Below are 26151 nucleotides of genomic sequence, written 5' to 3'. Positions count from 1 at the left end.
GGTTTTACGGCTTAAAAAAGCGAAAACGCTCCAACGGATTGGTCTTCAACGCACCGAGTTCCTCTCTTGATCTCGGTCCAACCACAACGGTACTGCGATAGATGAAAGATTTTCCGGAAAACCTTCTCAACGGCTATAAGAACTTCATGAGCGGCCGCTATGCCGATGAGCGCGAAAGATACCGCGTTCTGGCGGAAACCGGACAGAAACCGCAAACGCTGTTCATCGCCTGTTGTGACTCCCGTTCGGCACCGGAAACCATTTTCGACTGCGGACCGGGAGAGTTGTTCGTCGTCCGCAACGTTGCCAACATGGTGCCGCCCTTCGAGCCCGACGGGCAATATCACGCAACCTCCGCCGCCATCGAATATGCTGTTCAGGTTCTGAAGGTGAAGGACATCGTCGTCATGGGTCACGGCCGCTGCGGCGGCATCCAGGCAGCACTCGATCCCAATCTCGAGCCGTTGTCGCCCGGCGATTTCATTGGCAAGTGGATGAACCTGGTCAAGTCGGCCGCCTCGCAAATCCAGAGCAACGATGTGATGACCGCCTCCGAGCGGCAGACGGCGCTGGAACGCGTTTCCATCCGCAACTCCATCACCAATCTGCGCGGCTTCCCTTTCGTCAAGGCACAGGAAACCGCCGGCAAGGTGAAGCTGCACGGCGCATGGTTCGATATTTCGACCGGCGAATTGTGGGTGATGGACGGCAAAACCGGCGACTTTCGCCGCCCCGATCTGTGATTAAGGCGTGTAGTCTCCGCCAATAACATTCAACTTCGTCACCCGGACTTGATCCGGGGTCCAGTGCGATCAAGTCCTTGATCGCCAAAGACCCTTTCACGGCGCAGACGCGCCGTGACTGGATGCCGGATCAAGTCCGGCATGACGGAAGTGAGAATTCGCGCGTGGGAAGCCGCCTTATTGGCCGTCAATTGCCTTGCCGATGAAGGCGATGGCCTGCTGATAGACGCTTGCGGCGTTCCAGCCCTGGATGGCGGCATAATTCGCCTGCCCCTGCTGGTAACCCGCACCACGTTGCCAGCCATGGCCGACGAGGAAGTTAGCGGTGGAAGCCAGCGCATCTGCGCGCGAGCCGACAAGATCGATGCGGCCGTCGCGGTCGAAATCCACGCCGTAGCGCACCACGTTCAACGGCAGGAACTGCGTCTGGCCGATTTCACCATGTGCGGCGCCCTTGGCGTTGACATTCAGCGAACCGCTGCCGACGAGCTTCAGGGCGGCATAAAGCTGCTCGGTGAAATAATCCGAACGACGGCAGTCAAATGCCAACGTCGAAACGGCCGACAGCGTGTGCTGTTTACCCATGAAACTGCCGAAACCCGTTTCCATGCCCCAGATGGCGAGGAGCGGACCGGCCGGCACGCCATAGGCGCGCTCGATGGAATCGAAGAGCGCGGCATTGTTCTTCTTCATCGTCTTGCCGCGCGAAATGATCGTCTGACCGCCGCGCTTCTGCATGAACTGTTCGAAGGAGAGCTTGAAGCTGTGCTGGCCGCGATCGGCGCTGATCGTGGCGCGATTGTAGGTTACGTTGGCAAAGGCGCGATCGAGCACAGAGGCGCTGACGCCGCGGCCCGCCGCTTCCTGCTTGAAGGCGCCGACCCACGCTTCAAAACCCGCGGAGGTGTTGCCGCATTGCGCCGCCATGACCGGCGTCGCTGCCAGAACCGAGACCATGGCCACACCAGCCAGAATTGCCTTCATTGCCCGCATCTAAATCTGCCTTCGATGTTTTTGGGAGAGTTTTCCCGAGAACCAAACCATTATACTGCATGGTTCAGGTGCCAAAACTGCCTTTTGGCGGCCTAAATTGCCTTTCGACAGCAAAGCCTGCAAATAAACTGGCCGTGATCTCGCCAATTATAAAACCCGCCTGCCCCACACAGAACAGACGGGTTATACTTAACGAACCTTAAAAAATCGTATCGTTGATCAGGCAGCGGCCTTGCGCGGCTTGATGAAACCACGATTGATCAACAGTTCGGCGATCTGGACGGCATTAAGAGCTGCGCCCTTGCGCAGGTTGTCAGAAACAACCCAGAGGTTGAGCCCATTTTCCACCGTCGCATCTTCGCGGATACGCGAGATGTAGGTCGCGTCTTCACCGGCGGATTCGACCGGCGTGATGTAACCGCCGTTTTCGCGCTTGTCGATGACGAGGCAACCCGGTGCTTCGCGCAGGATATCACGGGCCTGATCGGCGGTGATCTCGTTTTCGAACTCGATATTGACCGATTCCGAATGGCCGATGAAGACAGGAACGCGCACCGCCGTGCAGGTCACCTTGATCTTCGGATCGAGCATCTTCTTCGTTTCGGCCAGAACCTTCCATTCTTCCTTCGTGTAGCCGTCTTCCATGAAGACGTCGATGTGCGGAATGACGTTAAAGGCGATACGCTTGGTGAACTTCTTGGATTCGACCGGGTCGGCCACGAAAACGGCGCGGGTCTGCTGGAACAGTTCGTCCATGCCTTCCTTGCCTGCGCCGGACACCGACTGGTAGGTGGAAACGACGACGCGCTTGATCTTGGCGAAATCATGCAGCGGCTTCAGCGCAACAACGAGCTGCGCCGTGGAGCAATTCGGGTTGGCGATGATGTTCTTCTTGGTGAAGCCTGCAACCGCATCGGCGTTCACTTCCGGAACGATCAGCGGAACGTCCTGATCGTAGCGCCAGGCGGACGAGTTATCGATGACGACGCAGCCCTGCTGGCCGATCTTTGGCGACCACTTCTTGGAAACATCGCCGCCGGCCGACATCAGGCAGATATCCGTGTCGGAAAAATCGTAGTTCTCGAGGTTCGAAACCTTCAGCGTGCGGTCGCCATAGGAGACTTCCGTGCCCTGCGAGCGGGCGGAAGCGAGCGGCACGACTTCATCGGCGGGAAAACCGCGTTCGGCCAGGATATTGAGCATTTCGCGACCGACGTTGCCGGTGGCGCCTGCAATTGCAACTTTGAAACCCATGATCAAGCTCTCTTTCTGTCTCTCCTCTTTTTGGTGAGGTGGGAACCCGCATCATATCGCGGCTTCCTCGATCCCCAGCCAAACCGGGGAGAGAGCGGTGGCCAGAGACGTTAGACGGTTTTAATCGTCGTTTTGGCCGTAATTCGGATAGAATAAGAAAGACGCGGATCATCGCCGGCGGATTGTGCCGGTCCTTCCATGACGAACATGTCTGCAACATGCATGCGCAAGGTGATGCTCCTTCTTCGCGAGAAGCTATTAGAAGGTTTCTCGTTCCTGTCAAGGGAAAAGGCGCCGGCTGAAGCAGGCGTGAAGCCGCCCCGCGACATATTCGGGATGCTTCACATTAGACTAAAGTCATAATCCGAAAGCATCGCTCTTACTGGGGTTAATTTTCTGTCACTCTGCTGTCACGCGCATTGCAGCCGTAAGGTTGAGTCCAGAGGAGAGAGCTGGGCTCCGCAGTGCGTCGATTGGGACATCTGTGGAGGACAGACAATGGCAAATGTTGCAGCCGTAAGCGCCGCCGCCCGTCCAATGACGGGTGAAGAGAAGAAGGTGATTTTCGCCTCTTCTCTCGGAACGGTCTTCGAATGGTACGACTTCTATCTCTACGGTTCGCTCGCGATATACATCGGCGCGAACTTCTTCAGCCAGTATCCGGAAACGACGCGTAACATCTTCGCGCTGCTGGCCTTTGCCGCCGGCTTCCTCGTGCGCCCCTTTGGCGCGCTGGTCTTTGGCCGGCTCGGCGATATCGTCGGACGTAAATATACCTTCCTCATCACCATCCTCATCATGGGTGTGTCCACCTTCCTCGTCGGCGTGCTGCCCAGCGCATCGCAGATCGGCATCGCCGCTCCGATCATCCTGATCGTTCTGCGCATGCTGCAGGGTCTGGCGCTTGGCGGTGAATATGGCGGCGCTGCAACCTATGTTGCCGAGCATGCCCCCAATGGTCGCAGAGGTTACTACACCTCCTGGATCCAGACGACGGCGACGCTCGGCCTGTTCCTGTCGCTGGTGGTCATTCTCGGCGTGCAGTTTGCACTCGGCAAGGAAGCTTTCGCTGCCTGGGGCTGGCGCATTCCTTTCCTCGTTTCCGTTCTGCTGCTTGGCGTATCCGTCTGGATCCGTCTGAAGATGAACGAATCTCCTGCCTTCAAGAAGATGAAGGAAGAGGGCAAGACGTCGAAAGCGCCGCTGAGCGAAGCTTTCGGCCAGTGGAAAAACGCCAAGATCGCGCTCATCGCGCTTGTCGGCGCCGTCATCGGTCAGGCCGTTGTCTGGTACACGGGCCAGTTCTACGCGCTGTTCTTCCTGCAGAGCATTCTGAAGGTCGACGGCCAGTCCGCCAACATCATGGTGGCGGCAGCGCTCATTCTCGGCACCAGCTTCTTCGTCATCTTCGGCTGGCTGTCCGATAAGATCGGCCGCAAGCCGATCATCATGGCCGGTCTGATCCTTGCCATGCTGACCTACTTCCCGCTGTTCAAGGCTCTGACCTGGGCCGGTAACCCGGCGCTTGCACAGGCGCAGTCCAGCGTTCGCGCCACCGTCAGCGCCGCACCCGGCGACTGCAAATTCCAGTTCAACCCGACCGGAACGGCAAAGTTCACCACATCCTGCGATATCGCAACCTCGTTCCTGACGCGCAATTCCGTGCCTTATGACGTGGTCGCGGGGCCGGCCGGCCAGCCGGCCACCGTCAAGATCGGCGACGCCACCATCACCAGCTACGACGCCGTCGCCGCTGGCGCGGATGCCGCAGCCAAGGACAGGGCCTTCCAGAAGCAGGTCAACATGGCGCTTCACGATGGCGGCTACCCGCTGGTGCGCGGCGCGGCACAGGTGCCTGACGCAAAACTGGACGCCTTCATTGCCGCAAACCCGGAACTGAACCTCAATGCCGATGCCGTTCGCGCCGCCGACAAGAAGATGGTTGCGACCGACAAGCTGGTGGCTGACAAGCTGCTCACTCCGGCCGAAACCGGTGGTGCAGCCGAAATGGCCGTCTACACTGTGGCCGGCGGCGGCACCTTCTCGATGGTAGCCGATCCGGCTGCCGTGAACTGGGTCGTCATCATCGCGGTTTTGACCGTCCTCGTCATCTACGTGACGATGGTCTATGGCCCGATCGCAGCATTGCTGGTGGAACTGTTCCCGACCCGCATCCGCTACTCCGGCATGTCGCTGCCATACCACATCGGCAACGGCTGGTTCGGCGGTCTTCTGCCCGCCACGGCCTTTGCGATGAGCGCGGCGAAGGGCGATATCTACTACGGCCTCTGGTATCCGATCATCTTTGCAGGCATCACGCTGGTCATCGGCCTGCTGTTCCTGCCGGAAACCAAGGATCGCGATATCCATGCCATGGATTGAGTGACACCCGATAGACTGTGGAAATCACCCGGCGTTTCGGCGCCGGGTTTTTTGTTGCGGCCGTACCGCCATGGCCCAAAATGGGCTTTTCCGGCCTGTCAATCCGCCGCAGGTAGAAACAGCAATAACAAGACAAAAACGCCCGAAATGGGCTATGACGGCTTATCAGGACGGGAATGGGAGAGCAGTTTTGAGAATCGGGACACCAAGAGAACTCTATGAAGGTGAAGCGCGGGTCGCCATGACGCCTGACAGCGCGCAGGCTTTGCAGAAACTCGGCTATGAGTGCGTCATCGAGGCAGGGGCGGGCAAGGCGGCCGGCTTTTCTGACGACGCCTATCGCGCAGCCGGCGTGACGGTGGTCGACAGTGCTGACGCGCTTTACAGCGGCTCCGATATCATCGCCAAGGTTCGCCCGCCGGAAATGGCGGAAATTCATCGCCTGTCTTCGGACAAGACTCTGATCTCGTTCTTCTATCCCGCCCAGAACAAGGACCTTCTGGAACAGGCGAAGGAAAAGGGCGCAAACGTCATCGCCATGGATATGGTGCCGCGTATCTCCCGCGCCCAGAAGATGGATGCGCTCTCCTCCATGGCAAATATCGCCGGTTATCGCGCGGTCATCGAGGCCGGCAATAATTTCGGCCGCTTCTTCACCGGTCAGGTGACGGCCGCCGGCAAGGTGCCGCCCGCGAAGGTGCTGGTCATCGGCGCCGGCGTTGCCGGTCTTGCCGCCATCGGCACGGCCACGTCGCTCGGCGCGATCACCTATGCCTTCGACGTGCGCCCTGAAGTGGCCGAGCAGATCGAATCCATGGGCGCGGAATTCGTCTATCTCGATTTTGCCGACCAGCAGCAGGATGGTGCAGCGACCGGCGGTTATGCCGCCCCCTCCTCGCCGGAATTCCGCGAGAAGCAGCTGGAGAAATTCCGCGAACTCGCCCCGCAGATGGATATCGTCATCACCACGGCGCTGATCCCCGGCCGCGACGCCCCGAAGCTGTGGCTTGCCGACATGGTGGCGATGATGAAGCCGGGTTCGGTCATCATCGACCTCGCCGCCGAGCGCGGCGGCAATTGCGACCTGACGGTTCCCGACCAGCGCGTCGTATCCGACAATGGCGTCATCGTCATCGGCTACACCGATTTCCCGAGCCGCATGGCAACGCAGGCCTCGACGCTTTACGCCACCAACATCCGCCACATGATGACCGATCTGACGCCCGCAAAGGACGGCAAGCCGGTTCACAACATGGAAGACGACGTCATCCGGGGCGCGACCGTCACCTATCAGGGCGAGATCACCTTCCCGCCGCCGCCGCCGAAGATCCAGGCCATTGCCGCGCAGAAGCCGAAGGAAAAAGCCAAAGAGCTGACGCCGGAGGAAAAGCACGCCAAGGAAAAGGCGGAGTTCAAGGCGCAGACGAAGAGCCAGGTCGGGCTTCTGGTCGCCGGCACGGCCATCCTGTTGCTCGTTGGTCTTTATGCGCCGGCAAGTTTCATGAGCCACTTCATCGTCTTCGTGCTCGCCTGCTTCGTCGGCTTCCAGGTCATCTGGAATGTCAGCCACTCGCTGCACACGCCGCTAATGGCCGTCACCAACGCCATTTCCGGCATCGTCATCATCGGCGCGCTGCTGCAGATCGGTTCCGGCAACTGGCTGGTGGTGATCCTTGCCTCGCTTTCCGTCCTGATCGCGACGATCAACATCGTCGGCGGTTTCCTCGTGACACGGCGCATGCTCGCCATGTTCCAGAAGTCCTGAGCGTGCGAGGATTTAAGTAAATGACCATTGGTATTGTTTCCGCGGCTTACGTTGCCGCAGCCGTTCTCTTCATCCTTTCCCTCGGCGGCCTTTCCGGACAGGAAAGCGCCAAGCGTGCCGTCTGGTACGGCATCGTCGGCATGGGTCTCGCCATCGTCGCCACCGTCTTCGGCCCTGAAATCAGCAAGGGCGTCGGGCAGTGGCTCGTCGTGCTCCTGATGCTGGCCGGCGGCTCCGTCCTCGGCTACTTCGTCGCAAGCCGCGTGCAGATGACCGAAATGCCGCAGCTTGTGGCGGCTCTTCACTCCTTCGTCGGTCTTGCCGCCGTTTTCATCGGCTTCAACGCCCATATCGAGGAAGCCCATGTCGCCTCGCTCGACGAAACCGCACGTTCCCTACTGACGGGCTTTTCCGCCATCCTCGCCCACAAGACGCCGGTGGAACTGGCGATCATGAAGGTCGAGGTCTTCCTCGGCGTTTTCATCGGCGCGGTCACCTTCACCGGCTCCGTCGTCGCCTTCGGCAAGCTTGCCGGCAAGGTGGATGGCAAGGCGAAGAAACTGCCGGGCGGGCATCTGCTGAACGCCGGTGCTGCGATCCTGTCGCTGGTGCTGCTCATCATGTATTGCAATGGTGCCGGCGCATGGACGCTGGTGCTGATGACGCTGGCCGCATTCTTCATCGGCTATCACCTGATCATGGGCATTGGCGGCGCCGACATGCCGGTCGTCGTTTCGATGCTGAACAGCTATTCCGGCTGGGCGGCCGCCGCCATCGGCTTCACGCTCGGCAACGATCTCTTGATCGTCACGGGTGCGCTGGTGGGCTCCTCGGGTGCGATCCTCTCCTACATCATGTGTAAGGCGATGAACCGCTCCTTCATCTCGGTCATCCTCGGCGGCTTCGGCGGCACGACGGGCCCGGCGATGGAAATCGAGGGGGAACAAGTGGCGATCGACGCCGAAGGTGTGGCCGCGGCACTCAACGATGCCGACAGCGTCATCATCGTACCCGGTTACGGCATGGCGGTGGCACAGGCCCAGAGCGCGGTGTCGGAACTGACGCGCAAGCTGCGCGCCGACGGCAAGACCGTGCGCTTCGCCATTCATCCGGTGGCCGGCCGTCTTCCCGGCCACATGAACGTGCTGCTCGCCGAAGCGAAGGTGCCCTACGACATCGTGCTGGAAATGGACGAGATCAACGACGATTTCCCAAGCACCGACGTCGTCATCGTCATCGGCTCGAACGACATCGTCAACCCGGCAGCCCAGGACGATCCGAACTCACCCATATCAGGCATGCCGGTTCTGGAAGTGTGGAAGTCGAAACTCGTCATCGTCTCCAAGCGCGGCCAGGGCACAGGTTACTCCGGCATCGAGAACCCGCTGTTCTACAAGGACAATACGCGCATGTTCTACGGAGATGCGAAAAAGTCGATCAACGATCTTCTGCCGTTGATCAAGTAAAAGCCCCCCCCGCGAAACGGGAGCGGGCCATTACAATAGAGAAATCCCCGCTGTCAACGCGGGGATTTCATATATCTTCAGCGTCAGGAGTTTTTGTGGCTCTGCTGACCCGCCTTAACATGCTGCTGATGTGATCCGCCGCGGGTCTTGCCATTGTCGCCATTGCCGGAGGAGGCCGATGCCGACTTGGAACCGCTGTCGCTGTTCTTGTGGCTTTTTTGGCCGGCCTTCACATGCTGTTCGTGCGTACCACCCTGATTTGCCATGGTATGTCTCCTCATATTGGTGATTTTGTCACTCGCGCCTTCCGTGAGACGCCTCAACCGAACCATTCGGCGCGGCAGGAGTTCCGGATTTTTTTTAACATTTCGTGAGATCGCGACAGGCCCTCATCGCTGCTTTCCAAATTCCTTGCGAAGTTCGTCCTTGGCCTCTTCCAGCACATCCTTTCGTTTTCTCGGCAGCGATCGACCGGCCCGGTTGATGTAAAAGACCAGCATGGACATGGCCGACCGGAAAGGGTTTGCCTTGCGCCTGTCGGATTGTTCTGCCGAGGCCTTCAGCGATCGGGCGATCTGCGAGGGGTCCTCCTTTGTGAAGACCTCTTTTTCAAGGTCAAGCGCATCGCTTTCCCTGGTCACTTTCTGCGACCATTTCTTTTTCTTCTTCGCCTTTTTCATTGTGCTTCTCCCGAACGATCATGATTTTCGGCCGGGATCGTGGGTGTGGTGACTGTCGCGCTCGCCACCGCCGCCGGAAACGTGGCTCTTCGAGCGTTTGTCGCTGTCCGCGGGAGGCTTCTTGATTTCCAGCGGCTCCTTTGCATTTTCATGCGATGCGCCCGGCCCACCCTGTCGGATGCTGGCCGGCGTTTTTGTTGACGTGGACATCTCTTCCTCCTGTCATCGATGACGGCGGTCAGGCCGCCGGATCATTGGTCATCGCGCGTTTTCATCGCGTCCGAGACGCGCTTCTTGCGTGGATCCTTAAGGTTCTCGCCAACGGCGTCGCGATCGTGCTCAGGATCGTCAGACGGTTTCATGTAACCTCTCGGCCGGTTTTCCTCCGGCCCTTCCCAGCGCGGCGATTGGTCGGTGGTGCCAGGCGCACCGTCTCGCGGAGATTTAATGGTCATCGCTGCCTCCATTTAAGTTGCGAACCCACCCAACCTCTTTGCTGAGGTGATGTTCCGCAGAACGCAGGGTGCGATGAGGCCAAGTTTTTTCGAAACCATTGCGGGTTGCACCGGTTAGGCGGCAGAGAAATTCAATCAGAGGGACCACGACGATGACGGATAGACCCGATAAGTCCGATCGCATCTCCAGAATTGCTTACGAGCAACAGCAGGACTTTCTCAGACGCTCGTCCCTGCAGTTTCTGGAATGCGCCATCCATTTATGTGCCACGAATATGAGTATTTCCGAACTCGCCACGCGACTTGAAAAACAGGCCCAGTATCTGCGGCAGTTCGGCTGAGGGTGCAGGGGCATGGCGGCGACGACAACGCCTTAGCCGGGAAGACCGAAATGCCGAGATTTTTCTTCACTGTGATCAGTGGCAAGAATGTCCTTGATGATCAGGAAGGGAGCGTTCTGCCCTCGCTCGACCAGGCGATCGAGGAGGCGCTGAAAGATGCCCGCGCGCTGATGAGCGATGCCATCCTGCAGGGCCGCGACATCTCCGGAGGGTGCATCATCATCCGCAACGCGCAGCAGGAGGTTCTGACAGTCGTCCGCTTTGCCGATGCGTTAGACAGAAATGGCTGACGGCGCGTCGACATCCGTCTGCATGCGCGCCATCAGCCGCTCATATTCTTTTTCGGGGACGCCATAGGTCGCGTCGGCAACGCTTTCCAGGATGCGGCGATTGATGATGCGGACCTTGCCGCGGCTGGCGCGGATCGCATGAATGCCCTCGAGAATATGCAATTCATTGGTGATGCCGGGCCGGCGCACGCCAAGAACCGTGGAGAGGAACTCATGGGTAATCGGCAGGTCATCGGTATCGAGCCGGTCATGGCACATCAGCAACCATCGCGCGAGCCTTTCGCGCAGGCTGTATTGCCCGTTCGCCAGCACGAGCTGGCCGACCTGAAGCATGCAGATATTGACGTAACCGAGCAGAAGCTCGCGCAGACGCGCATCCTCTTCCATATCCCGCAATACTTCGGCAGCCGGGATGAGGTAGCCGCGCCCGGTCACGCTCATCACGGTCTCATCCGGCGTGGTTTCTGCGCCCAGCAGTGCGGGCCAGCCGGTAATCCCCTCGCGCCCGACAAGCACGGTCTCGATACCCTTGCCGCCCTCATCATGCACGATGGTCGATGCGAGCCCGGTTTCGATGAAACAGAGATGGGAGATCGGCATGCCGGCACCGACGAGCTGGTGCCCGGCCGGCAGGTTTACCGGTTCCATACGGGCGGCGAGCTGCGACAGCCGTTCCGTGCCGAGGGTTTTCAACAATCGGTTATAGAAAACAAAATTTGATCCAAGCATAGCGGTTCGCCCCGTTCGCCCCTCTGCTCGAAACATTAACCTGCAGAATCATATTAGCAGGGGAAAAATGAATGAAAACAGTGAGTACGTTACCGTACAAATTTGCAGAAAGGGGCGTCTCTGCCTCGCAGGATGACCAAAATTCGCAATTCCTGCCCAAGCTTGAAACAGCATGATAACCCGAAATACCGCGATTGGGTATGGCTTGCCAAATGATGGGGAACGGTCCTGATAACCGGCGAGGATGGAGAAACCGCCGTGACGGAGAAAAGGCCAAGCAGAAAACCGCCTCCTGCCTTCCAGTCCGGTGGCGCGGATGCCACCTCTTTGGGAGCCCTCCGGGACGAGGCAAAGGGGTGCCGGAGATGTGATCTCTACCGAGACGCCACCCAGCTGGTTTTCGGCGAAGGCAGCGCGAAAGCGCGCGTGGTTCTCGTCGGTGAGCAGCCCGGCAATGAGGAGGACCGGAAAGGCAGACCCTTTGTCGGACCAGCCGGCCGTCTCCTCGACCAATGTCTCCAGGAAGCCGGCGTCGACCGCTCGCAATGTTATGTGACGAACGCCGTCAAACATTTCAAATTCGAACAGCGCGGCAAGCGGCGGTTGCATGAACGCCCGAATAGCGGCGAGGTTCAAAGCTGCGCCTGGTGGCTGGCAGCAGAGCTGCGCCTGCTTGCCCCCGAGCTGATCGTGGCCATGGGCGCTACCGCTTTTTATACACTGACCGGGCGTAGAACCGGCGTGACCAGCGAACGCGGCAACCTCCTGACGACGCCTTTCGGCACGCGCCTCCTGGTCACGATACACCCCTCCTATCTCCTGCGCCTTCGCGACCGCGACGATGCCCACCGACAGCAGCGCGCGTTCATCGCCGACCTGCACAGGATAGAGGAGATCCTTGCCGAAACCTCGTAACCGCCGCATCTGCTGCATTCGGTCCGACCATCAGGAACAAGCCTTTCCCATCGTGGTTAGGGACTCCCAAACAGGGAGGCGTTAAAACCATGCACAAGAAAATCGAACACAAGATCATCGCCCATGAAAATGGATGGGCTGTCGTTATCTCCGGTGTGATACGAGGCGTGTACCCCAGCCGCCATATGGCTTTGTCAGCGGCAAAAGAGCTTCAAAGCGATTTATTATCCGCGGACACGGCAAAGGCTTCCGGTCCGGTCGCCAATTCGCCCTTGACCGATGCCGCGGCCATCAGCCGGTGGCGCACCTCATCACAGCCAACAGTAGCAGTGCCCTATCAGGTGGATATGCCTTTGCGGCGCAGGAGTGGCGAGGTCAGCTACCCCGCATCGTTTGACCGCTCCAGTCTAAGAGCCGGCAAGATTTAAGCGGCATCGAAGACCAGCCGCGTCTCGATGGGGCGGCGGTCTGTGCGGCAGCTGTCCGAGCCCCCTGCGCCTGTACCATGATGAGGTCCACTTACCATGGAACTTCATCCAGGCGCCAAGATCGGATCGATCCGTGGCTCCTTTGCCTCTCTTGCGCATATTTCAGATTTCGCTTGATTGGACGGCTGGAATTGCGCCTTTCAGGCGCTATGGTGGCCTGGAAGGTCAGTGCATGCGATGGGATGCGAGGAGAAAGCCATGGAGACTGTCAAACGCCTCACCATCGCTATCATCGGGATGACCGATACCGTGACACCCGAGATCACGAAGGCCTGGTCGAATGCCCGCGTTGGCCTAGAAGGGCCCTACACGGCTGATCACCTGGAACGGGAGGACGCGCTGGAATTCGCAGCGGCGATCGTCGACATCCGTTACGAGCCGGACGTTATCCTGCAGCTGACCGAGAGACTGGAAGCCGAAGCAATACCCTATCTTTTTTTCGTTCCCGCGACCGTTATCGACAGTGCACCGGGACCTTTTATCCTCTCCGAGCGTTCGGAAGATATCGAAACCATCGTCTCCGCCCTGGTTGCGCAGGGAGGAGGCACCAGGCATTAGAGCGAGGCACGTGTTATGCTGGAGCGACCGCAGGGCCATGGTGAAGCGAATATTCTGTTTTCTCTTTTGCCTGAGGATGTCAGGCGCGAGGTAGTGGGAGCCTGCAGCGCGGTAGAGCTTGTGCTGGGCGATGTGCTGATATCCGCTGGCGCGCCGATCGAGCGCGTCTTCTTCCTTTCTTCCGGCATCGCGTCCGTCGTTGTCGTCTCGAAATCCGGGCGAAAGACTGAAGCGGGACTCATTGGCAGAGAGGGTTTCGTTCCCATGGCCGCAGTGGCGGGCGCGCCGAGAAACATGACCGAGATCGTGATGCAGGCCCCCGGTGAGGCACTTGCCCTTGACATAGGGTCGTTTGAAACGCTGCTGGCAAAACATCGGGTGTTCTTCGACATTCTGGCCTGCGCGCATCATATCGCCAGGGTGCAGGTTGAGTGCACGGCTTCCTCCAACGCCATCCAGTCGGTCACCGAGCGTCTCGCGCGCTGGCTTTTGATGTGTCACGACCGTGTCGAAGGCAATTCCCTGCATCTGACACACGACTTTCTGTCAACGATGCTGGCAGTGCGGCGTGCAAGCGTGACGGATGCGCTGCACGTTCTTGAGAGCCATGGCTTCATTCGTTCTGAAAGAGGTCGGATCACGATCAGGAACCGCGAGACACTGGAAACCTATGCCGGCGAGCTCTACGGTCTGCCCGAAGACGAGGGAAACCGCATGCTCGCTCGCTTCCGGCGCGCGCACCCTTCGGAGCCGCCGCTGGGTAATCTTACCGCGGTCTGAAGCGGCAGCAGGCGCCGCACGGGAGGATTTTCGCGCCATCGGTTTGGTACGGTGGCGGACATTTACCTTTGGCGGTTTCCCTATAAGATGGATGCATCTTCCCTCACGCTGTGAAATGCCGGACGCATTTCGAGGAGGTGAAATGTATGCCAATCACGAGTACCAGAGTTCGGGAATATTCCTGGACGACGACATCAATATCGTTAAGGCAGCCTTCGACAATGTCGTCTCGGCCGAGCCGGACCCTGCCCTCTGCCGCGCCGAAGTCGCCCGCTACGTTCTGAAAATGTATGATCGTGGCGTCGTTGACCCGCTGAAACTCCAGCAACTGACCGCCCTCTATTTCAGGACCAAGCTACGGGTCCGTTGACATCCCGTTCGGGATGAAAGGCAACGCGTCACGGCCGAAGTTCCCACCGCGGCCAGCAGGATTGTTACGCCTCATCCTGCCTTTGAATTCTTCCCGACCGCACCATAAAAGGTGATCGAACAGGCAGGAACAAAGCCACGCGGGCATGGTTCGGATTGCTCCACGAACTCAGGCCCGACGAGGTAGACGATGACCCGCAAAACGCTCCCCATCCCCGAGGAAAACAGAAGCCACGAGGGGTCAGGCGACAATGAACGCCTGAACACGGAAGAGGCTTCTCCGGTCAAGGAACAAAAGGTTTCAACACGGACCGGCAGGCAGGCAAACATCAAGATCAACACCACCCACCAGGGTCACCAGCAGGACCGATAGCCCCCTGCTTCCGGTAGACGGCTGCGCGCTGCCGCCGCTCCGTCTCCGGGTTCCTGCCGTTTGATATCCACGCGTTCCCGGAGGCGCCACATGCGCATTCTTGCCGTCACGGCCGAACTGTTTCCCTTCGTCAAGACCGGCGGATTGGCCGATGCGGCAGGGGCGCTGCCGGAGGCGCTCGCAAAACTGGGCGCAGACGTTCGCACTCTGCTGCCCCTTTACCGCAAGCTGATCCCCCTCGTTCGCGGCCAGACACCGTGTCTGAAGACCGATATTCTCGGATGGCCAGTATCGGTTTACGCCGTCGCCGCCAAAGGGCATCGACTTCTCCTTCTCGAGGCGGCAGACCTGTTCGACAGGGACGGCCATCCCTACGGCATGAAAGGCGAGCCCTTCGGCGACAATGACCTGCGCTTCGCGGTGCTATCCAAGGTGGCGGCAGAGATTGCCCTTGGGGCCATGGCCGACTGGAAGCCCGATCTTGTCCATGTCCATGACTGGCATGCGGCGCTGACCTGCGTTTATCTTTCAGAGGCGACACCCAAGGTGCCCACCGTCCTCACCCTTCACAATCTGGCCTTTCAGGGGCAATATGCAATGGGCCGGGCCGGCGTGCTGGGCTTGCCCCCGCACCTTTGCACCGTCGACTGCCTTGAATATTATGGCGACATTTCCTTTCTGAAGGGCGGTCTCACGACGGCCTCAGCCGTGACGACAGTCAGTCCGACCTATGCGAGAGAAATCCTGACACCGGACATGGGCATGGGCATGCATGGTGTGCTGGCCGTTCGGCGCGATGACCTGCGTGGCATCGTCAACGGTGTCGACCAGGATGTGTGGGACCCTGCAACCGATCCTTACATCATAGCAAATTTCACCGCTGCGACGGCCACCCGACGAAGCCTGAACAAATATGCCCTGCTTCAGGCCCTCGGCCTTGCCCCGACGCAGGGTCCTGTCTTCGGCGTGGTCAGCCGCCTGACCTGGCAAAAAGGTATAGACCTCCTCCCGCAGGTCGTGCCGCTGATCATCGCGCGAAAAGGCAGGCTAATCATTCATGGCGAGGGTGACACGGCGCTGGAAGAAAATCTGCGGGCGCTGGCGAAGCGGTACCCTGAGCTGGTTTGCGCCCATATCGGTTACGATGAACGGCTCGCGCATATGATCCAGGCGGGCTCAGACTTCATCATCCAGCCTTCCCGGTTCGAGCCCTGCGGGCTCACACAACTCTACGCGCTCCGCTACGGTGCGCTTCCCATCGTCAGCCGCACGGGCGGGCTTGCCGAAACCATCATAGATGCAAATGACGCGGCCATCGAGGCGGGGGTGGCGACGGGTTTTCAGTTCGAACCGGCAAATGAGGAGGATTTGCGCGCAGCACTCGACCGCGCGATTGATGCCTATAATGACCGCCAGCTTTTCAGACGGCTTCAGGCGCAGGCAATGCAGGCCAATTTTTCCTGGGACAAGAGTGCCGCGCAGTATATGTCGCTTTTCGAAAGCCTCGTCGGCCCGGACGCATCCGCCGGAGACACCTTTCCCCACATCACGTCCGAGACCTTCGCAAAGATAAGGGCTGACAGGCGACTGGCGGGAACCGCAGGATCATCAACGGGTTAGACCTCCGACAACAGGAGGTTGATGATGGATGCAGGCAAATATCGCAAATGGGGCGCCCAGCGAGAGCAATCCGGCGAAACGGAATTTACGATCTGGGCGCCCGCATCGGCCGCAGTGAGATTATGGCTGAACGATGCGGAATCCAACATGCAACCGGCCGGGGACGGCTGGCATCACATCACAAAACCCACCTCCGCCGGCGATCGCTACGGCTTCATATTGGATGACGGGACAAGGGTTTCAGATCCCGCTTCCCACCGGCAGGAGGAAGGCCCGCTCGGCCCCTCCCTGATCGTCAACCATGACTTCCACTGGAAAAACCCCGATTGGAAAGGCCGGCCCTGGCACGAAGCGGTCGTCTATGAGCTTCATGTCGGAACTTTTACAAAAGAAGGAACATATGCCGCCGCCGCGACAAAGCTCGAATATCTCGCAAGCATCGGTGTGACAGTGGTCGAACTCATGCCGCTTGCGACCTTCTCGGGCAGTCGCGGCTGGGGTTATGACGGCGTTCTGCAATTCGCGCCCCAGCGGGATTACGGCACGCCCGAAGACCTCAAGGCCTTCATCGATGAGGCCCATGGCCATGGCCTGATGGTGTTGCTGGATGTCGTCTATAACCACTTCGGCACGACGGGAAACGCGATTGAGACCTTCGCGCCAGCGTTCTTCAAACAGGGCGGAACGCCGTGGGGACCCGCGCCGGACTTCAACCGCGCCGAGGTGCGGTCGTTCTTTCTCCAGAACGCGCTCTACTGGCTCGAGGCCTATCGGTTTGACGGGCTGCGGATCGATGCCGCCGACCATCTCGCCGGCGGCGATGGAGACGTGGATTTTCTGATCGAGATGGCACGGCACGTGAAGCGGACGATAACAGACAGGCATGTCCATATCGTCACCGAAGACGCGCGAAATGCAGCCTCACCGATGACACCTTCGTCTGATGGCCTCGTCGCTGTCGATGCGGAATGGAACGACGACTTTCACCACGTGATCCATGTTGCCACCACGCAGGAGGATGGTGGCATTTACGAAGATTTCGCCAAGCAGCCCTATGACGGTCTTCGCCGCTCGCTCGCAACCGGCTTTGTCTATCAGGGCCACCCGCGGCCTTCTCATAATTTTGCCGGCAGCGGTGAACCCAGCAGCCATCTTGCGCCCCACCGGTTCGTAAACTTTCTGCATAACCACGATCAGGCCGGTAACCGCCTGCGGGGCGAGCGGCTGCGTTCCCTGATACAACGTCCCCTTTTCGATACGCTTGAGACGATCCTCCTCCTTGCCCCGCAGACGCCGCTGATGTTCATGGGCGACGACCATGGTTCGACCAACCCGTTCTTCTTTTTTTCCGACCACCCCGAAAACGACCGGGAGCAGGAGATCAAGAACCGGCTGAAACAGGCGGAAAGCTTCCAGGGCGAATTGCCGCCCGATGCCCCACAGGTGGTGTTGGATCCGAATGATCCGCACACGATGCAGGTCTCAACCCTGAAGTGGGATGAAGCGGAAACGACCGAGGGGAAGCTGGCGAGGGAAAGGATGAAGGCGTTACTTGAGAAACGACGTCGGTACATCTGGTCGCTCCTGCGCTCGGATTTCGAGAGGGGCGTTTCCCTAGACTGTGAGACGCAGTGTCTGGCGATCGACTGGTATTTCACAGCGGGGCGGCTGGAAATGCGCGCCAACCTTTCACCAAACCTCACCAGTCTTCCAGCTGTGCAGGGGGAAGCCTTTCTCCGGCACGGCAGTATCGAGGGCACGGACTATGGCGCTTATGCCCTGCAATTTGCGATCGGTGACCGCTGACAGGAGTAAGGAAAGAAAACGGCCGCGGCAATGTTTTGCGCGGCCGGTTCAATTCATTGGAAAAAGATTTCCGGCGATTCGCCGGAGAGGCTTTTCAGCGCATACGGTTGGTCGGACGAGCCGCCCGCTCGATGAGCAATCAGACTTTAATCGAGATTGCGCCGTAGCGATTCCCGCGCTCTGTTAACGCGGCTTTTGATGGTGCCCACGCGGCAGCCGCAAATCGAGGCGGCGTCCGAGTAACTCGTTCCGCCGGCGACCAGGAGCAGGGCCTTTTTCTGGTCCGTGTCGAGATCGCGGATCGCCCGCATGACCTCGTGATGCTGCACGCGCCATTCCTGATTGGCGGGCGTGGACATCGTCTGTTCGATGCCGACGGGAAGGCCGACACATTCGCGTTTGGAAACCTTGTAGCGGGTGCAGAACGTGTTACGCAGGATCGTGAAAAGCCACGACTTCAATGCGGTGCCGGGTGTAAACCCGTGCAGTGACCGCAGCCCCCGCAACATCGTCTCCTGAACGAGATCGTCGACATCCTCCTCATTTCTGACAAAGCGTCGGGCAAAAGCCGTTAAAGCCGGCGCCAGATCCGCAATGCCCGTGCGCAACACCTCCAGTTGCTCTTCACTCAATGTGTTTCCGGAAACTCCACTCACTGCGTGCTTGGTCATCTTCCCATCCTTTCACGATAGGCAAATGTCTCGGCCGGGCCTTGGTTGCAGTACGCCAGCGTACAATGGCGCAATATCCGCCGCCTTACTCCAGAAGGAGTGTCGCAACACGCGGGAACAGGGCGGCTTCAGAATGGTTAGGCAGCCATCAAGGAGGACGTCATGACCAAGGACGACAAGCTCAACCAAATCCACAAAGACAGCGAACCTCAATTCGCCCGCGGCAAAAAAACATCCGATAACAACGGCGTCGCGAGTGCAAAACCGAGGGTTATCACCGGCTCGGACGACGCGACCGCAAACAAATTACCTCCCGGCGCCAAAAAACCCGAGAAGGACTGGGACCTGAACTACGACGAGCGAGACAGTAATGAAGGCGATTTCAGGGGTTGACCTGACGGCTGGAGCCGCCGAAGCGTGTTCGCATCGGCGTCGAACCAGCTGCCAAAAACAAAGGGATGGAGCATTTCCCGTGCCGCGATGGTCACCGGAAATGCTTCAGGCCCTCACTTCGCCAGGTCCTCGATCGTCAATTCAATGGACTGCGGCTCAGCACCCTCCCGGGTTTCCACCCTGAGAACGCTGCCGGTGTTCAAGACGCCCTCAAGGACCGTCCGCTCGCCCACGACGATCTTGATCACTTTCGGGGTGGCGGCCTCGATGTTCAGGCTGTCTGCGGCTTCATGATCGACTTTCTGGGTCGTCTGGGTCACGGCTCGACCTCCTGTTGTTGGAAGATAGGCAGCCTAACCGCGCTCGGTCGGGCTTGTTCCCTCTTATCGATGCCAAACTGTCGGGAACTTCGACGGAGGACCCCGGTTAGGCCCGGACGCGGCGCAACTTGCCATCCCTCGATACGGAAGGAACTCCGACAATGAAGGCACTCACCTGGCACGGAAAGCACGACATTCGCTGTGAGAGTGTCCCCGATCCAAAAATCGAGCACGGCCGCGACGCAATCATTAAAGTGACGGCCTGCGCCATCTGCGGCTCGGATCTCCACCTCTATAATGGCATCATGCCCGACATGCATCGCGGCGACATCATGGGCCACGAGACCATGGGCGAAGTCGTAGAAGTCGGCAGGGACAACAAGGCGCTGAAGGTCGGTGACCGCGTCGTCGTTCCCTTTACCATTGCCTGCGGGGAATGTTTCTTTTGCAAAAGAGGATTTCATTCAGGCTGCGAGCGCAGCAACCCCAATCCACACAAGGTCAAGGAAATGTGGGGCAATTCCCCTGCAGGCCTGTTCGGCTATACCCACCTGCTCGGCGGTTTCAGCGGTGGACAGGCCGAATATATGCGGGTTCCATACGCCGATGTCGGGCCCCTCAAGGTTCCCGACGGGCTGACGGACGAGCAGGTCCTGTTCCTTTCGGATATTTTCCCGACCGGTTACATGGCAGCGGATTTCTGCAATATCCAGCCCGGTGATACCATCGCTATCTGGGGCTGCGGACCCGTCGGCCAGATGGCCATTCGCTCCGCCTTCCTTCTGGGTGCCGAAAGGGTGATTGCAATCGATTCCGTCCCTGATCGGATCGCCCTTGCTGCCTCTGCCGGCGCGCTCACGCTGAATTACCTGGATGAGGATATTTACGAGCGGATCATGGAACTGACCCATGGCCGAGGTGCGGATGCCTGCATCGACGCCGTGGGCACCGAGCCGGATCCGGCCGCAGGCTGGGATTCGCGGATTGACCGTATCAAGGTCGCGACCTTCATGGGGACGGACCGTCCGCATGTGTTGCGGCAGGCGATCTATTGCTGCCGCAACTTCGGCACCGTTTCGGTCGTCGGCGTTTACGGCGGTTTCCTCGACAAGATTCCGATGGGCTCGGCCATCAATCGCGGCCTGACCTTCCGGATGGCGCAGACGCCCGTGCAGGCCTATCTGCCCACTTTGCTGGAACGGATCGAGAAGGGCGAGATCGACCCGTCCTTCGTCATCACCCACCGCGCCGGCCTCGAGGATGGCCCCGATCTCTACAAAACGTTCAGCCATCGCGACGATGGCTGCATCAAGGTCGTTTTGAAGCCATAGGAGGCGAACATGAACCCGGATATTTCCCGCAAAGGGCTGGCCGTCGTTACCGGCGCTTCCTCCGGCATCGGATACGAGCTGGCGCGATGCGCCGTGCAGGATGGTTACGACCTCATCGTGGTGGCTGACGAGACGGAAATCGAAAGCGCAGCAGCCCGGTTGCGGGCAGCGGGCACAGAGGTGGAGGCGGTGCAGGCCGATCTTTCCACGCAGGCAGGCGTCGAGAAGCTCCTCTCCCGCATCGCAGCGGACGGACGGCCAGTCGACCTGTTGTTTGCGAATGCTGGACAGGGGCTGGGCGATGGCTTCCTCGACCAGCAAATGGAGGCGATTCAAAGGGTGATAGCCACCAATATCAGCGGCACAGTGGCGCTGGTCCATGCGATCGGCAACGGCATGCGACAGCGCGGCAGCGGGCGGATTCTGTTCACCGGCTCAATTGCAGGCTTCATGCCCGGCACCTTTCAGGCCGTCTATAACGCCACGAAGGCCTTCATCAATTCCTTCTCTTTCGCACTTCGCGAAGAGCTCAACGGCTCCGGCGTCACAGTCACCTGCCTGATGCCGGGCGCAACCGAGACGGCGTTTTTCGAACGTGCTGACATGCTCGACACCCCGGTCGGCAAACAGAAGAAGGATGACCCGGGCTTTGTTGCGCAGGTGGGTTACGAGGCCATGATGAATGGAGAGGGCGACGTCGTCTCCGGCTGGAAAAACAAGCTGACGACCGCCGCCGCGAATGTAATGCCAGCCGAAACCCTTGCCAGACAGCATCGGAAAATGGCCGAGCCGGAGGGCGATTGATCTGCCTATGGCATCTTGAACTGCGGTGCTGCCCGGGAAGGCAGGGCCGCAAGCAGCATCTCCGTCGTACACACCTGCAACTGCGTCGAGAAGCGGCCGGAGAGAAGCTCCAGCGCTGCATCATGTGTCGCATCCGTGCCACTGCACAGTGCATCTTCTGCAAGAATGACATGAAAACCCTGGTCTATCGCTCCCAGAACGGTGGCAAGAACGCAGACGTCCGTCTCTCCGCCCGAAATCACCACCGTCGAGACCTGCTCCTTCCGCAGAATGTCGGCAAGGCCGCCGTGCTGCCATGGCGAATAGACGCTTTTTCGAAAGACACGGGCGGGTGGACTGTAACGGGACAACGACGGAATGATCTCAATGAGTTCAGGGGCTAGTGCCTCCCGCGTCATCATCGGCCACTTTTCATAGTAGACGCGCCAGGCACCGGGCGCGCCAGCGACGGTTTCAGGTGGCACAAAACAGGTGAAGATGCAGCGCGCCGGATCGGCCTCAACCACCGCCTCCACCGCTTCGCTGATGCGGTCCATCCATTCGACGTGCCACGGCGTATCCTCCGCGAAGACACGCTGCATATCGACACACAGGTGGCGCCAGTCTCCATCGGGCGAAAATTCGACCATCCTTCTCCTCCTTACCTCCTGATTTGACCATGAGAAACAGGCCTTGGCGCCAGGGATAGAGCAGGATGAGGTGTGGACGGATGCGAACCGCGAAACAGCCCCATGGTTCAGCCTCGCATGAAAGAAGAACAGTTTTTACCTGTAGGTGTCGCCGCTCCGGGCGGCACCTACCGTTAACGACCGGCTTACGCCGCCTTGGACTTGCCCTTGACGTTGGCGCTCGCCTGCGCGAGCGACGACAGGGCGGTATCCGTCGCACTTTCTTCGCCAAGCGTCTGCTCAAACAGCTTGGCCGCTTCCTTCATGCCGAGTTCGGTCGCCCAGGTTTTCAAGGTTCCATAGCGGGTGATCTCGTAATGCTCCACCGCCTGCGCCGAAGAGATCAGCCCGGCATCGAGTGCGGGCGAGCCCTTGAATTCCTCCATGATCTCTTCGCCTTCGGCGATGATGCCCTGGATCGCCTCACAGGTCTTGCCACGTGCCGGCTTGCCCAGTAGCTCGAAGACGTTCTGCAAACGCTCGACGTGAACCTCGGTCTCATCCCGATGCTTTTCGAACGCGGCCTTCAACTCGGGCGACTGCGCAGCCCGCGCCATTTTCGGAAGCGCCTTGAGAATTTGGCGCTCGGCAAAATAAATGTCCTTCACCGTGTCGAGGAAAAGGTCTTCCAATGTCTTCTCAGCCATTTTTAGTCTCCTGTTGCTGTGGTTGGTGAGTGCGAAATCAGTTGCTTCTTCATTGATCACTGACGGGGATGGAGGCCTTGCCGAGCTTCACGGACGGCTCGCGCCCCCAGACCCGGAGCTTGCCGAGCTCGGACACGAAAGCCGCAAGGCCGCCTTCGCCCGGCAAGGCCAGCACCCCTTCGTCCATGGCATCAGCGATTCCCGCTTTTTCGAGCAGCGGCAGCGCCGACTGGTCGTAACCGATGAATTTGCAGTGCTGGAACGCGTCCGCGACGAAATCGCGGGCCGTGGCTTCCTTGACCAGTTCGTCGATCGCCGCCGCCGATGTCAGCAGCGCAACCGCGTCGAAAAGCACGGAAGGTCCGCCATCGATCATATGGTGCGCCTCGATGAAGGTGCCGTCCGCCGCGGTTACGCCGCCCACCTTTGGGGCGATCAATTCGAACACGGCTTTTTCTGCCGTTACGGCTTTTGTCAGACCCTTCAGCAGTTTTGTGTCGACACCATCGGTAACGAGGATACCGAGCTTGCGACCCTCGAACCTTTTGGGGCCCCTCTCAACGATGCTGAGCGCTGGCGAAGGCTCCAGGTCCTGACGTGTCGGCATGGCGGCATCAGCCGCCTTCGGCATGGTTTTAAAGCCAAGCTTCTGCGCAACCGTGGCGGCCAGGGTCTCATCGATGTTGAGAAGATGGGCTACCATCCTCTCGCGGATGACGGGAGTTTCCACCTTGCTGAGTTCGAAGGTGAGCGCAGACGCGATGTGGCGCTGCTCCGGCGGGGTCTGACTGATGTAGAACTGCCGCGCCTGACTATAGTGATCGGCGAAACTCTCCGGCCGCAGCCTCGCCTTTGTCCCCTGCTCCTGCGAAGGGAAATGGCGGAAGCCGCGCTCCGGCGATTCCCGCGGGCCCTCACCGAAGGAATTCGGCTGGTAATTGGCCCGGCCGGTCGGGTTGCGCATCGCCATATGGCCATCCTGCTGGAAATGCGCGAAAGGACACTTGGGCGCGTTGATCGGCAGATGCGTGAAATTCGGGCCGCCCAGACGCTTGAGCTGTGTGTCGAGATAGGAAAAATTCCGCCCCTGCAGCAGGGGATCATTGCTGAAATCGATGCCCGGCGGCACGTTCTGCGTCATGAACGCCACCTGCTCGGTCTCGGCAAAGAAGTTGTCCGGCATGCGGTCAAGAACCAGCCGTCCGATCGGCTTTGGCGCCAGTATCTCTTCAGGGATGATCTTGGTGGGATCGAGGACGTCGAAATCGAAGCTGTCGGCGAAATCCTGGTCGAACAGCTGCACCTGCAGCTCCCATTCCGGGAAATTGCCGGACTGGATCGCATTCCAGAGATCGCGCCGGTGGAAATCGGGATCGGCGCCGTTGATCTTGACCGCCTCGTTCCAAGCCACCGACTGCAAGCCGAGCTTCGGCTTCCAGTGAAACTTCACGAAGGTCGATTCTTCCTTCGCGTTGACGAAACGGAAGGTGTGCACGCCGAACCCTTCCATGAACCGGAAGGAACGCGGAATTGTCCGGTCTGACATGATCCACATGACCATGTGCATGCTTTCCGGCGTGAGGCTGATGAAATCCCAGAAGGTGTCATGCGCCGTCTGCGCCTGCGGAAACGCCCGGTCGGGCTCCTGCTTGGCAGCATGGACGACATCTGGAAACTTGATTGCATCCTGTATGAAGAAAACAGGAATGTTGTTGCCGACGAGGTCCCAGTTCCCTTCTTTCGTGTAAATCTTCACGGCGAAACCGCGCACATCCCGCGCAAGGTCGGCCGAGCCCTTGTTGCCGGCAACCGTCGAAAACCGCACGAAGGCCGGGGTCTTTTCACCGGCCCGTTGGAAGAGATCGGCCTTGGTATGGGCGGCAAGGGAATCGTAAGTTTCGAAATAGCCATGCGCGCCATACCCGCGGGCGTGAACCACGCGCTCTGGAATCCTCTCATGGTCAAAATGGAAAAGCTTCTCGCGGAAATGGAAATCATCGATGAGAAGGGGCCCGCGAGGCCCCACCCGCAGCGAATTCTGGTCGTCCGCAACCGGCCCGCCCTGGGCAGTGGTGAGCACCGGCTCGCCACCGCTGGCGGTCTGGTGCAGTTCGCCCCCCGCACCGCGGACGAGCTTTTGGTCATGAATGGTGACGGTGGCGGATGAAATGGATTCTGGTTTCTTGGCCATGGGAGCTCCTGAGGGCGTTGACCGGGGGCCTTGTGCAAGCCAGACCCCCGGATGACAGGCTTCGCGTCAAAGCACCGATCGACGGTAGCGACTGCGCTCCTGCTCGATGTCTTCCGCGGCATAGGGCCTCGCTGTCTCGTCGAACCTCGTCCAGCCCTGTTCGCGGTAGGCGGCGCGCCGCTCCGACGGATCAACCCAGCCCTGCCGCTTGAGGACCGCTTCAGCTTCCGGAACCAGGTTGTCCTCGACACGGGCCGTGACGAGCGTACCGCCCCGGCGCACCCCTTCGGCATAGACATGGGCATCGTCTTCGGAGACACCCGAGCGGGTCATGGCGCCGATCAGCCCGCCGGCTGCGCCACCGGCGACAGCACCACCTGCGGCGCCCACAGCCGTCGCGGCAAGCCAGCCCGCTGCGACCACGGGGCCGACGCCCGGTATCGCCATCAAACCAAGGCCGGTCAGCAGGCCGCCGGCGCCGCCCACAAGAGCGCCAATGCCGGCACCCGTGCCTGCGCCTTCCGCGGCCTTGGTCTCATCCTCGCCATGCCGCCTGTCGGCGTTGCTGCCAACGATACTGATATCGCTGGAGGGCACGCCCGCTCTCTCCAGTTCGGAAACGGCAGCGCTCGCATCATCATAGTCGTCGAAAAGTCCGGTTACGGTTCTCATGTCATTTCTCCCAAATGCTGCGCGCCTTACTTGGCGACGACGTTGCCCTGATAATCGAGCGCGACGGTTACGGCCTTGCCGTCTTTCATGCCCGATGCCATCCACACGCCCTTGTCGTCCTTCTTCAGATCCTTGACCTGCGTGTACCCTGCTTCTTCCATCCGCTCCTTGGCCTGCGCCTCGGTGAAGCTGTTGGCACCTTCGACGGGCGCTGTCGGGTTATTGACACCCGGGGTGGCAACCGCCGGCGTGTCGCCACCCGGATTGGCGGTGGGTGCCTGCTGGGCAAAGGCAGACAGCGCACCGCTCCCGAGAAGCAAAGCCACAAAAACAGTCTTTTTCATTGGGATTGTTCCTCCGCTTGCATCGTTGATCTCATGCTCCCAGAAACTTCCCGCGAGACGAGAAAACCTTCCTGAGCCAGCACGGACGCCTCCCGAACAAAGC

The 26151-nt window shown here is 59.6% G+C and carries 31 protein-coding genes; 17 read left to right on the top strand and 14 right to left on the bottom strand.

All coding sequences use genetic code 11. From position 1 onward, the window contains the following. The first annotated feature begins 101 nt into the window (after window positions 1-101). Entirely contained in the window at window positions 102-743 is a 642-nt protein-coding gene (locus FS804_RS12975; RefSeq protein ID WP_144577026.1) for a carbonic anhydrase, read from the top strand. Between the two features lie 177 nt (window positions 744-920). Here the strand turns inward: FS804_RS12975 and FS804_RS12970 are convergent, their stop codons facing one another. Together FS804_RS12970 and FS804_RS12965 are read right to left on the bottom strand one after the other, a co-directional pair. Beyond that, window positions 921-1736 (bottom strand): lytic transglycosylase domain-containing protein, encoded by an 816-nt coding sequence (locus FS804_RS12970; RefSeq protein ID WP_063948094.1) that lies wholly within the window; start codon window positions 1734-1736, stop codon window positions 921-923. 219 nt (window positions 1737-1955) lie between these two features. Continuing rightward, a complete protein-coding gene (locus tag FS804_RS12965; protein WP_063948095.1) occupies window positions 1956-2990 on the bottom strand; it encodes an aspartate-semialdehyde dehydrogenase in 1035 nt (344 codons plus the stop codon). 498 nt (window positions 2991-3488) lie between these two features. Between FS804_RS12965 and FS804_RS12955 the strand changes: the two genes are divergently transcribed. From FS804_RS12955 to FS804_RS12945, 3 genes are all read left to right on the top strand, one after another. Then, a complete protein-coding gene (locus tag FS804_RS12955; RefSeq protein WP_186376791.1) occupies window positions 3489-5372 on the top strand; it encodes an MFS transporter in 1884 nt (627 codons plus the stop codon). 190 nt (window positions 5373-5562) lie between these two features. Continuing rightward, complete coding sequence (locus tag FS804_RS12950) at window positions 5563-7137, top strand: Re/Si-specific NAD(P)(+) transhydrogenase subunit alpha (RefSeq protein WP_144577025.1); 1575 nt, start codon at window positions 5563-5565, stop codon at window positions 7135-7137. Window positions 7138-7157: 20 nt separating this feature from the next. Beyond that, window positions 7158-8603, top strand: a complete 1446-nt coding sequence (locus FS804_RS12945; RefSeq protein ID WP_144577024.1) for an NAD(P)(+) transhydrogenase (Re/Si-specific) subunit beta — start codon at window positions 7158-7160, stop codon at window positions 8601-8603. 83 nt (window positions 8604-8686) lie between these two features. On the opposite strand, the gene FS804_RS12940 is transcribed toward FS804_RS12945, so the two are convergent. The 4 genes from FS804_RS12940 to FS804_RS12925 form a co-directional block, all read right to left on the bottom strand. After that, the gene (locus FS804_RS12940) at window positions 8687-8869 is read right to left on the bottom strand and encodes a hypothetical protein (protein ID WP_144577023.1); all 183 of its coding nucleotides are present in this window, start codon (window positions 8867-8869) and stop codon (window positions 8687-8689) included. Between the two features lie 123 nt (window positions 8870-8992). After that, entirely contained in the window at window positions 8993-9283 is a 291-nt protein-coding gene (locus FS804_RS12935) for a DUF3175 domain-containing protein (protein ID WP_063948101.1), read from the bottom strand. Window positions 9284-9301: 18 nt separating this feature from the next. Beyond that, window positions 9302-9493, bottom strand: coding sequence for a hypothetical protein (locus tag FS804_RS12930; RefSeq protein ID WP_063948102.1), 192 nt, complete (start codon window positions 9491-9493; stop codon window positions 9302-9304). 41 nt (window positions 9494-9534) lie between these two features. After that, complete coding sequence (locus FS804_RS12925; protein ID WP_186376818.1) at window positions 9535-9732, bottom strand: hypothetical protein; 198 nt, start codon at window positions 9730-9732, stop codon at window positions 9535-9537. Window positions 9733-9890: 158 nt separating this feature from the next. Here FS804_RS12925 and FS804_RS12920 point away from each other — a divergent pair, with 158 nt between their 5' ends. Beyond that, window positions 9891-10079 (top strand): hypothetical protein, encoded by a 189-nt coding sequence (locus tag FS804_RS12920; protein WP_144577021.1) that lies wholly within the window; start codon window positions 9891-9893, stop codon window positions 10077-10079. A 50-nt stretch (window positions 10080-10129) separates the two neighbouring features. Then, on the top strand, window positions 10130-10369 hold the full coding sequence (locus FS804_RS12915) for a hypothetical protein (protein WP_063948184.1): 240 nt from the start codon (window positions 10130-10132) through the stop codon (window positions 10367-10369). On the opposite strand, the gene FS804_RS12910 is transcribed toward FS804_RS12915, so the two are convergent. Then, on the bottom strand, window positions 10352-11098 hold the full coding sequence (locus FS804_RS12910; RefSeq protein WP_144577020.1) for a Crp/Fnr family transcriptional regulator: 747 nt from the start codon (window positions 11096-11098) through the stop codon (window positions 10352-10354). The two genes, FS804_RS12915 and FS804_RS12910, sit on opposite strands and share 18 nt — an antisense overlap. 258 nt (window positions 11099-11356) lie before the next feature. Between FS804_RS12910 and FS804_RS12905 the strand changes: the two genes are divergently transcribed. The 8 genes from FS804_RS12905 (at window position 11357) to treZ (ending at window position 18007) form a co-directional block, all read left to right on the top strand. Next, on the top strand, window positions 11357-12013 hold the full coding sequence (locus tag FS804_RS12905) for a UdgX family uracil-DNA binding protein (RefSeq protein WP_144577019.1): 657 nt from the start codon (window positions 11357-11359) through the stop codon (window positions 12011-12013). Window positions 12014-12102: 89 nt separating this feature from the next. After that, window positions 12103-12441, top strand: a complete 339-nt coding sequence (locus FS804_RS12900; RefSeq protein ID WP_144577018.1) for a hypothetical protein — start codon at window positions 12103-12105, stop codon at window positions 12439-12441. A 258-nt stretch (window positions 12442-12699) separates the two neighbouring features. Next, a complete protein-coding gene (locus FS804_RS12895) occupies window positions 12700-13059 on the top strand; it encodes a hypothetical protein (protein ID WP_144577017.1) in 360 nt (119 codons plus the stop codon). 15 nt (window positions 13060-13074) lie between these two features. Next, entirely contained in the window at window positions 13075-13839 is a 765-nt protein-coding gene (locus FS804_RS12890; protein ID WP_144577016.1) for a Crp/Fnr family transcriptional regulator, read from the top strand. Window positions 13840-13981: 142 nt separating this feature from the next. After that, window positions 13982-14209, top strand: a complete 228-nt coding sequence (locus tag FS804_RS12885) for a hypothetical protein (RefSeq protein ID WP_144577015.1) — start codon at window positions 13982-13984, stop codon at window positions 14207-14209. Between the two features lie 189 nt (window positions 14210-14398). Then, window positions 14399-14581 carry a hypothetical protein gene (locus tag FS804_RS12880; protein ID WP_063948109.1) on the top strand — a complete coding sequence of 61 codons (183 nt, stop codon included), beginning with the start codon at window positions 14399-14401 and terminating at the stop codon, window positions 14579-14581. A 90-nt stretch (window positions 14582-14671) separates the two neighbouring features. Beyond that, the gene (gene glgA / locus FS804_RS12875) at window positions 14672-16201 is read left to right on the top strand and encodes a glycogen synthase GlgA (protein WP_144577014.1); all 1530 of its coding nucleotides are present in this window, start codon (window positions 14672-14674) and stop codon (window positions 16199-16201) included. A gap of 24 nt (window positions 16202-16225) precedes the next feature. Further along, window positions 16226-18007: a malto-oligosyltrehalose trehalohydrolase gene (gene treZ / locus FS804_RS12870; RefSeq protein WP_144577013.1), complete on the top strand. Its 1782-nt coding sequence runs from the start codon at window positions 16226-16228 to the stop codon at window positions 18005-18007. Between the two features lie 146 nt (window positions 18008-18153). Here treZ and FS804_RS12865 read toward each other — a convergent pair whose 3' ends face one another. After that, a complete protein-coding gene (locus tag FS804_RS12865) occupies window positions 18154-18678 on the bottom strand; it encodes a sigma-70 family RNA polymerase sigma factor (RefSeq protein WP_063948112.1) in 525 nt (174 codons plus the stop codon). 162 nt (window positions 18679-18840) lie between these two features. Here FS804_RS12865 and FS804_RS12860 point away from each other — a divergent pair, with 162 nt between their 5' ends. Then, the gene (locus tag FS804_RS12860; RefSeq protein WP_144577012.1) at window positions 18841-19071 is read left to right on the top strand and encodes a hypothetical protein; all 231 of its coding nucleotides are present in this window, start codon (window positions 18841-18843) and stop codon (window positions 19069-19071) included. A 113-nt stretch (window positions 19072-19184) separates the two neighbouring features. Here the strand turns inward: FS804_RS12860 and FS804_RS12855 are convergent, their stop codons facing one another. Next, window positions 19185-19391 (bottom strand): hypothetical protein, encoded by a 207-nt coding sequence (locus FS804_RS12855; protein ID WP_063948114.1) that lies wholly within the window; start codon window positions 19389-19391, stop codon window positions 19185-19187. Window positions 19392-19552: 161 nt separating this feature from the next. Between FS804_RS12855 and FS804_RS12850 the strand changes: the two genes are divergently transcribed. Together FS804_RS12850 and FS804_RS12845 are read left to right on the top strand one after the other, a co-directional pair. Next, entirely contained in the window at window positions 19553-20722 is a 1170-nt protein-coding gene (locus FS804_RS12850) for a zinc-dependent alcohol dehydrogenase (protein WP_063948115.1), read from the top strand. A 9-nt stretch (window positions 20723-20731) separates the two neighbouring features. After that, on the top strand, window positions 20732-21526 hold the full coding sequence (locus tag FS804_RS12845; RefSeq protein WP_144577011.1) for an SDR family oxidoreductase: 795 nt from the start codon (window positions 20732-20734) through the stop codon (window positions 21524-21526). A gap of 5 nt (window positions 21527-21531) precedes the next feature. On the opposite strand, the gene FS804_RS12840 is transcribed toward FS804_RS12845, so the two are convergent. The 5 genes from FS804_RS12840 to FS804_RS12820 form a co-directional block, all read right to left on the bottom strand. Next, on the bottom strand, window positions 21532-22155 hold the full coding sequence (locus FS804_RS12840; RefSeq protein ID WP_186376790.1) for a cysteine hydrolase family protein: 624 nt from the start codon (window positions 22153-22155) through the stop codon (window positions 21532-21534). Between the two features lie 185 nt (window positions 22156-22340). After that, a complete protein-coding gene (locus FS804_RS12835) occupies window positions 22341-22841 on the bottom strand; it encodes a ferritin-like domain-containing protein (RefSeq protein ID WP_063948118.1) in 501 nt (166 codons plus the stop codon). 49 nt (window positions 22842-22890) lie between these two features. Then, window positions 22891-25032, bottom strand: coding sequence for a catalase C (gene catE / locus FS804_RS12830; protein WP_144577010.1), 2142 nt, complete (start codon window positions 25030-25032; stop codon window positions 22891-22893). A gap of 66 nt (window positions 25033-25098) precedes the next feature. Next, the gene (locus tag FS804_RS12825; RefSeq protein ID WP_063948120.1) at window positions 25099-25704 is read right to left on the bottom strand and encodes a general stress protein; all 606 of its coding nucleotides are present in this window, start codon (window positions 25702-25704) and stop codon (window positions 25099-25101) included. A gap of 26 nt (window positions 25705-25730) precedes the next feature. Continuing rightward, window positions 25731-26048, bottom strand: a complete 318-nt coding sequence (locus FS804_RS12820; RefSeq protein WP_144577009.1) for a PepSY domain-containing protein — start codon at window positions 26046-26048, stop codon at window positions 25731-25733. Window positions 26049-26151: the final 103 nt, after the last annotated feature.

The sequence above is a fragment of the Agrobacterium sp. DE0009 genome (genome assembly GCF_007680755.1).
GTDB lineage: Bacteria > Pseudomonadota > Alphaproteobacteria > Rhizobiales > Rhizobiaceae > Agrobacterium > Agrobacterium tumefaciens_B.
This window is presented reverse-complemented; position numbering and strand designations above follow the sequence as displayed.

Bases quoted from the DNA above. Each gene is read 5' to 3' on its own strand.
- FS804_RS12975 (WP_144577026.1), top strand. From the start codon at position 102: ATGAAAGATTTTCCGGAAAACCTTCTCAACGGCTATAAGAACTTCATG.
- FS804_RS12970 (WP_063948094.1), bottom strand. From the start codon at position 1,736: ATGCGGGCAATGAAGGCAATTCTGGCTGGTGTGGCCATGGTCTCGGTT.
- FS804_RS12965 (WP_063948095.1), bottom strand. From the start codon at position 2,990: ATGGGTTTCAAAGTTGCAATTGCAGGCGCCACCGGCAACGTCGGTCGC.
- FS804_RS12955 (WP_186376791.1), top strand. From the start codon at position 3,489: ATGGCAAATGTTGCAGCCGTAAGCGCCGCCGCCCGTCCAATGACGGGT.
- FS804_RS12945 (WP_144577024.1), top strand. From the start codon at position 7,158: ATGACCATTGGTATTGTTTCCGCGGCTTACGTTGCCGCAGCCGTTCTC.
- FS804_RS12940 (WP_144577023.1), bottom strand. From the start codon at position 8,869: ATGGCAAATCAGGGTGGTACGCACGAACAGCATGTGAAGGCCGGCCAA.
- FS804_RS12935 (WP_063948101.1), bottom strand. From the start codon at position 9,283: ATGAAAAAGGCGAAGAAGAAAAAGAAATGGTCGCAGAAAGTGACCAGG.
- FS804_RS12930 (WP_063948102.1), bottom strand. From the start codon at position 9,493: ATGTCCACGTCAACAAAAACGCCGGCCAGCATCCGACAGGGTGGGCCG.
- FS804_RS12920 (WP_144577021.1), top strand. From the start codon at position 9,891: ATGACGGATAGACCCGATAAGTCCGATCGCATCTCCAGAATTGCTTAC.
- FS804_RS12915 (WP_063948184.1), top strand. From the start codon at position 10,130: ATGCCGAGATTTTTCTTCACTGTGATCAGTGGCAAGAATGTCCTTGAT.
- FS804_RS12910 (WP_144577020.1), bottom strand. From the start codon at position 11,098: ATGCTTGGATCAAATTTTGTTTTCTATAACCGATTGTTGAAAACCCTC.
- FS804_RS12900 (WP_144577018.1), top strand. From the start codon at position 12,103: ATGCACAAGAAAATCGAACACAAGATCATCGCCCATGAAAATGGATGG.
- FS804_RS12895 (WP_144577017.1), top strand. From the start codon at position 12,700: ATGGAGACTGTCAAACGCCTCACCATCGCTATCATCGGGATGACCGAT.
- FS804_RS12890 (WP_144577016.1), top strand. From the start codon at position 13,075: ATGCTGGAGCGACCGCAGGGCCATGGTGAAGCGAATATTCTGTTTTCT.
- FS804_RS12885 (WP_144577015.1), top strand. From the start codon at position 13,982: ATGTATGCCAATCACGAGTACCAGAGTTCGGGAATATTCCTGGACGAC.
- FS804_RS12880 (WP_063948109.1), top strand. From the start codon at position 14,399: ATGACCCGCAAAACGCTCCCCATCCCCGAGGAAAACAGAAGCCACGAG.
- glgA (WP_144577014.1), top strand. From the start codon at position 14,672: ATGCGCATTCTTGCCGTCACGGCCGAACTGTTTCCCTTCGTCAAGACC.
- treZ (WP_144577013.1), top strand. From the start codon at position 16,226: ATGGATGCAGGCAAATATCGCAAATGGGGCGCCCAGCGAGAGCAATCC.
- FS804_RS12865 (WP_063948112.1), bottom strand. From the start codon at position 18,678: ATGACCAAGCACGCAGTGAGTGGAGTTTCCGGAAACACATTGAGTGAA.
- FS804_RS12860 (WP_144577012.1), top strand. From the start codon at position 18,841: ATGACCAAGGACGACAAGCTCAACCAAATCCACAAAGACAGCGAACCT.
- FS804_RS12850 (WP_063948115.1), top strand. From the start codon at position 19,553: ATGAAGGCACTCACCTGGCACGGAAAGCACGACATTCGCTGTGAGAGT.
- FS804_RS12845 (WP_144577011.1), top strand. From the start codon at position 20,732: ATGAACCCGGATATTTCCCGCAAAGGGCTGGCCGTCGTTACCGGCGCT.
- FS804_RS12840 (WP_186376790.1), bottom strand. From the start codon at position 22,155: ATGGTCGAATTTTCGCCCGATGGAGACTGGCGCCACCTGTGTGTCGAT.
- FS804_RS12835 (WP_063948118.1), bottom strand. From the start codon at position 22,841: ATGGCTGAGAAGACATTGGAAGACCTTTTCCTCGACACGGTGAAGGAC.
- catE (WP_144577010.1), bottom strand. From the start codon at position 25,032: ATGGCCAAGAAACCAGAATCCATTTCATCCGCCACCGTCACCATTCAT.
- FS804_RS12825 (WP_063948120.1), bottom strand. From the start codon at position 25,704: ATGAGAACCGTAACCGGACTTTTCGACGACTATGATGATGCGAGCGCT.
- FS804_RS12820 (WP_144577009.1), bottom strand. From the start codon at position 26,048: ATGAAAAAGACTGTTTTTGTGGCTTTGCTTCTCGGGAGCGGTGCGCTG.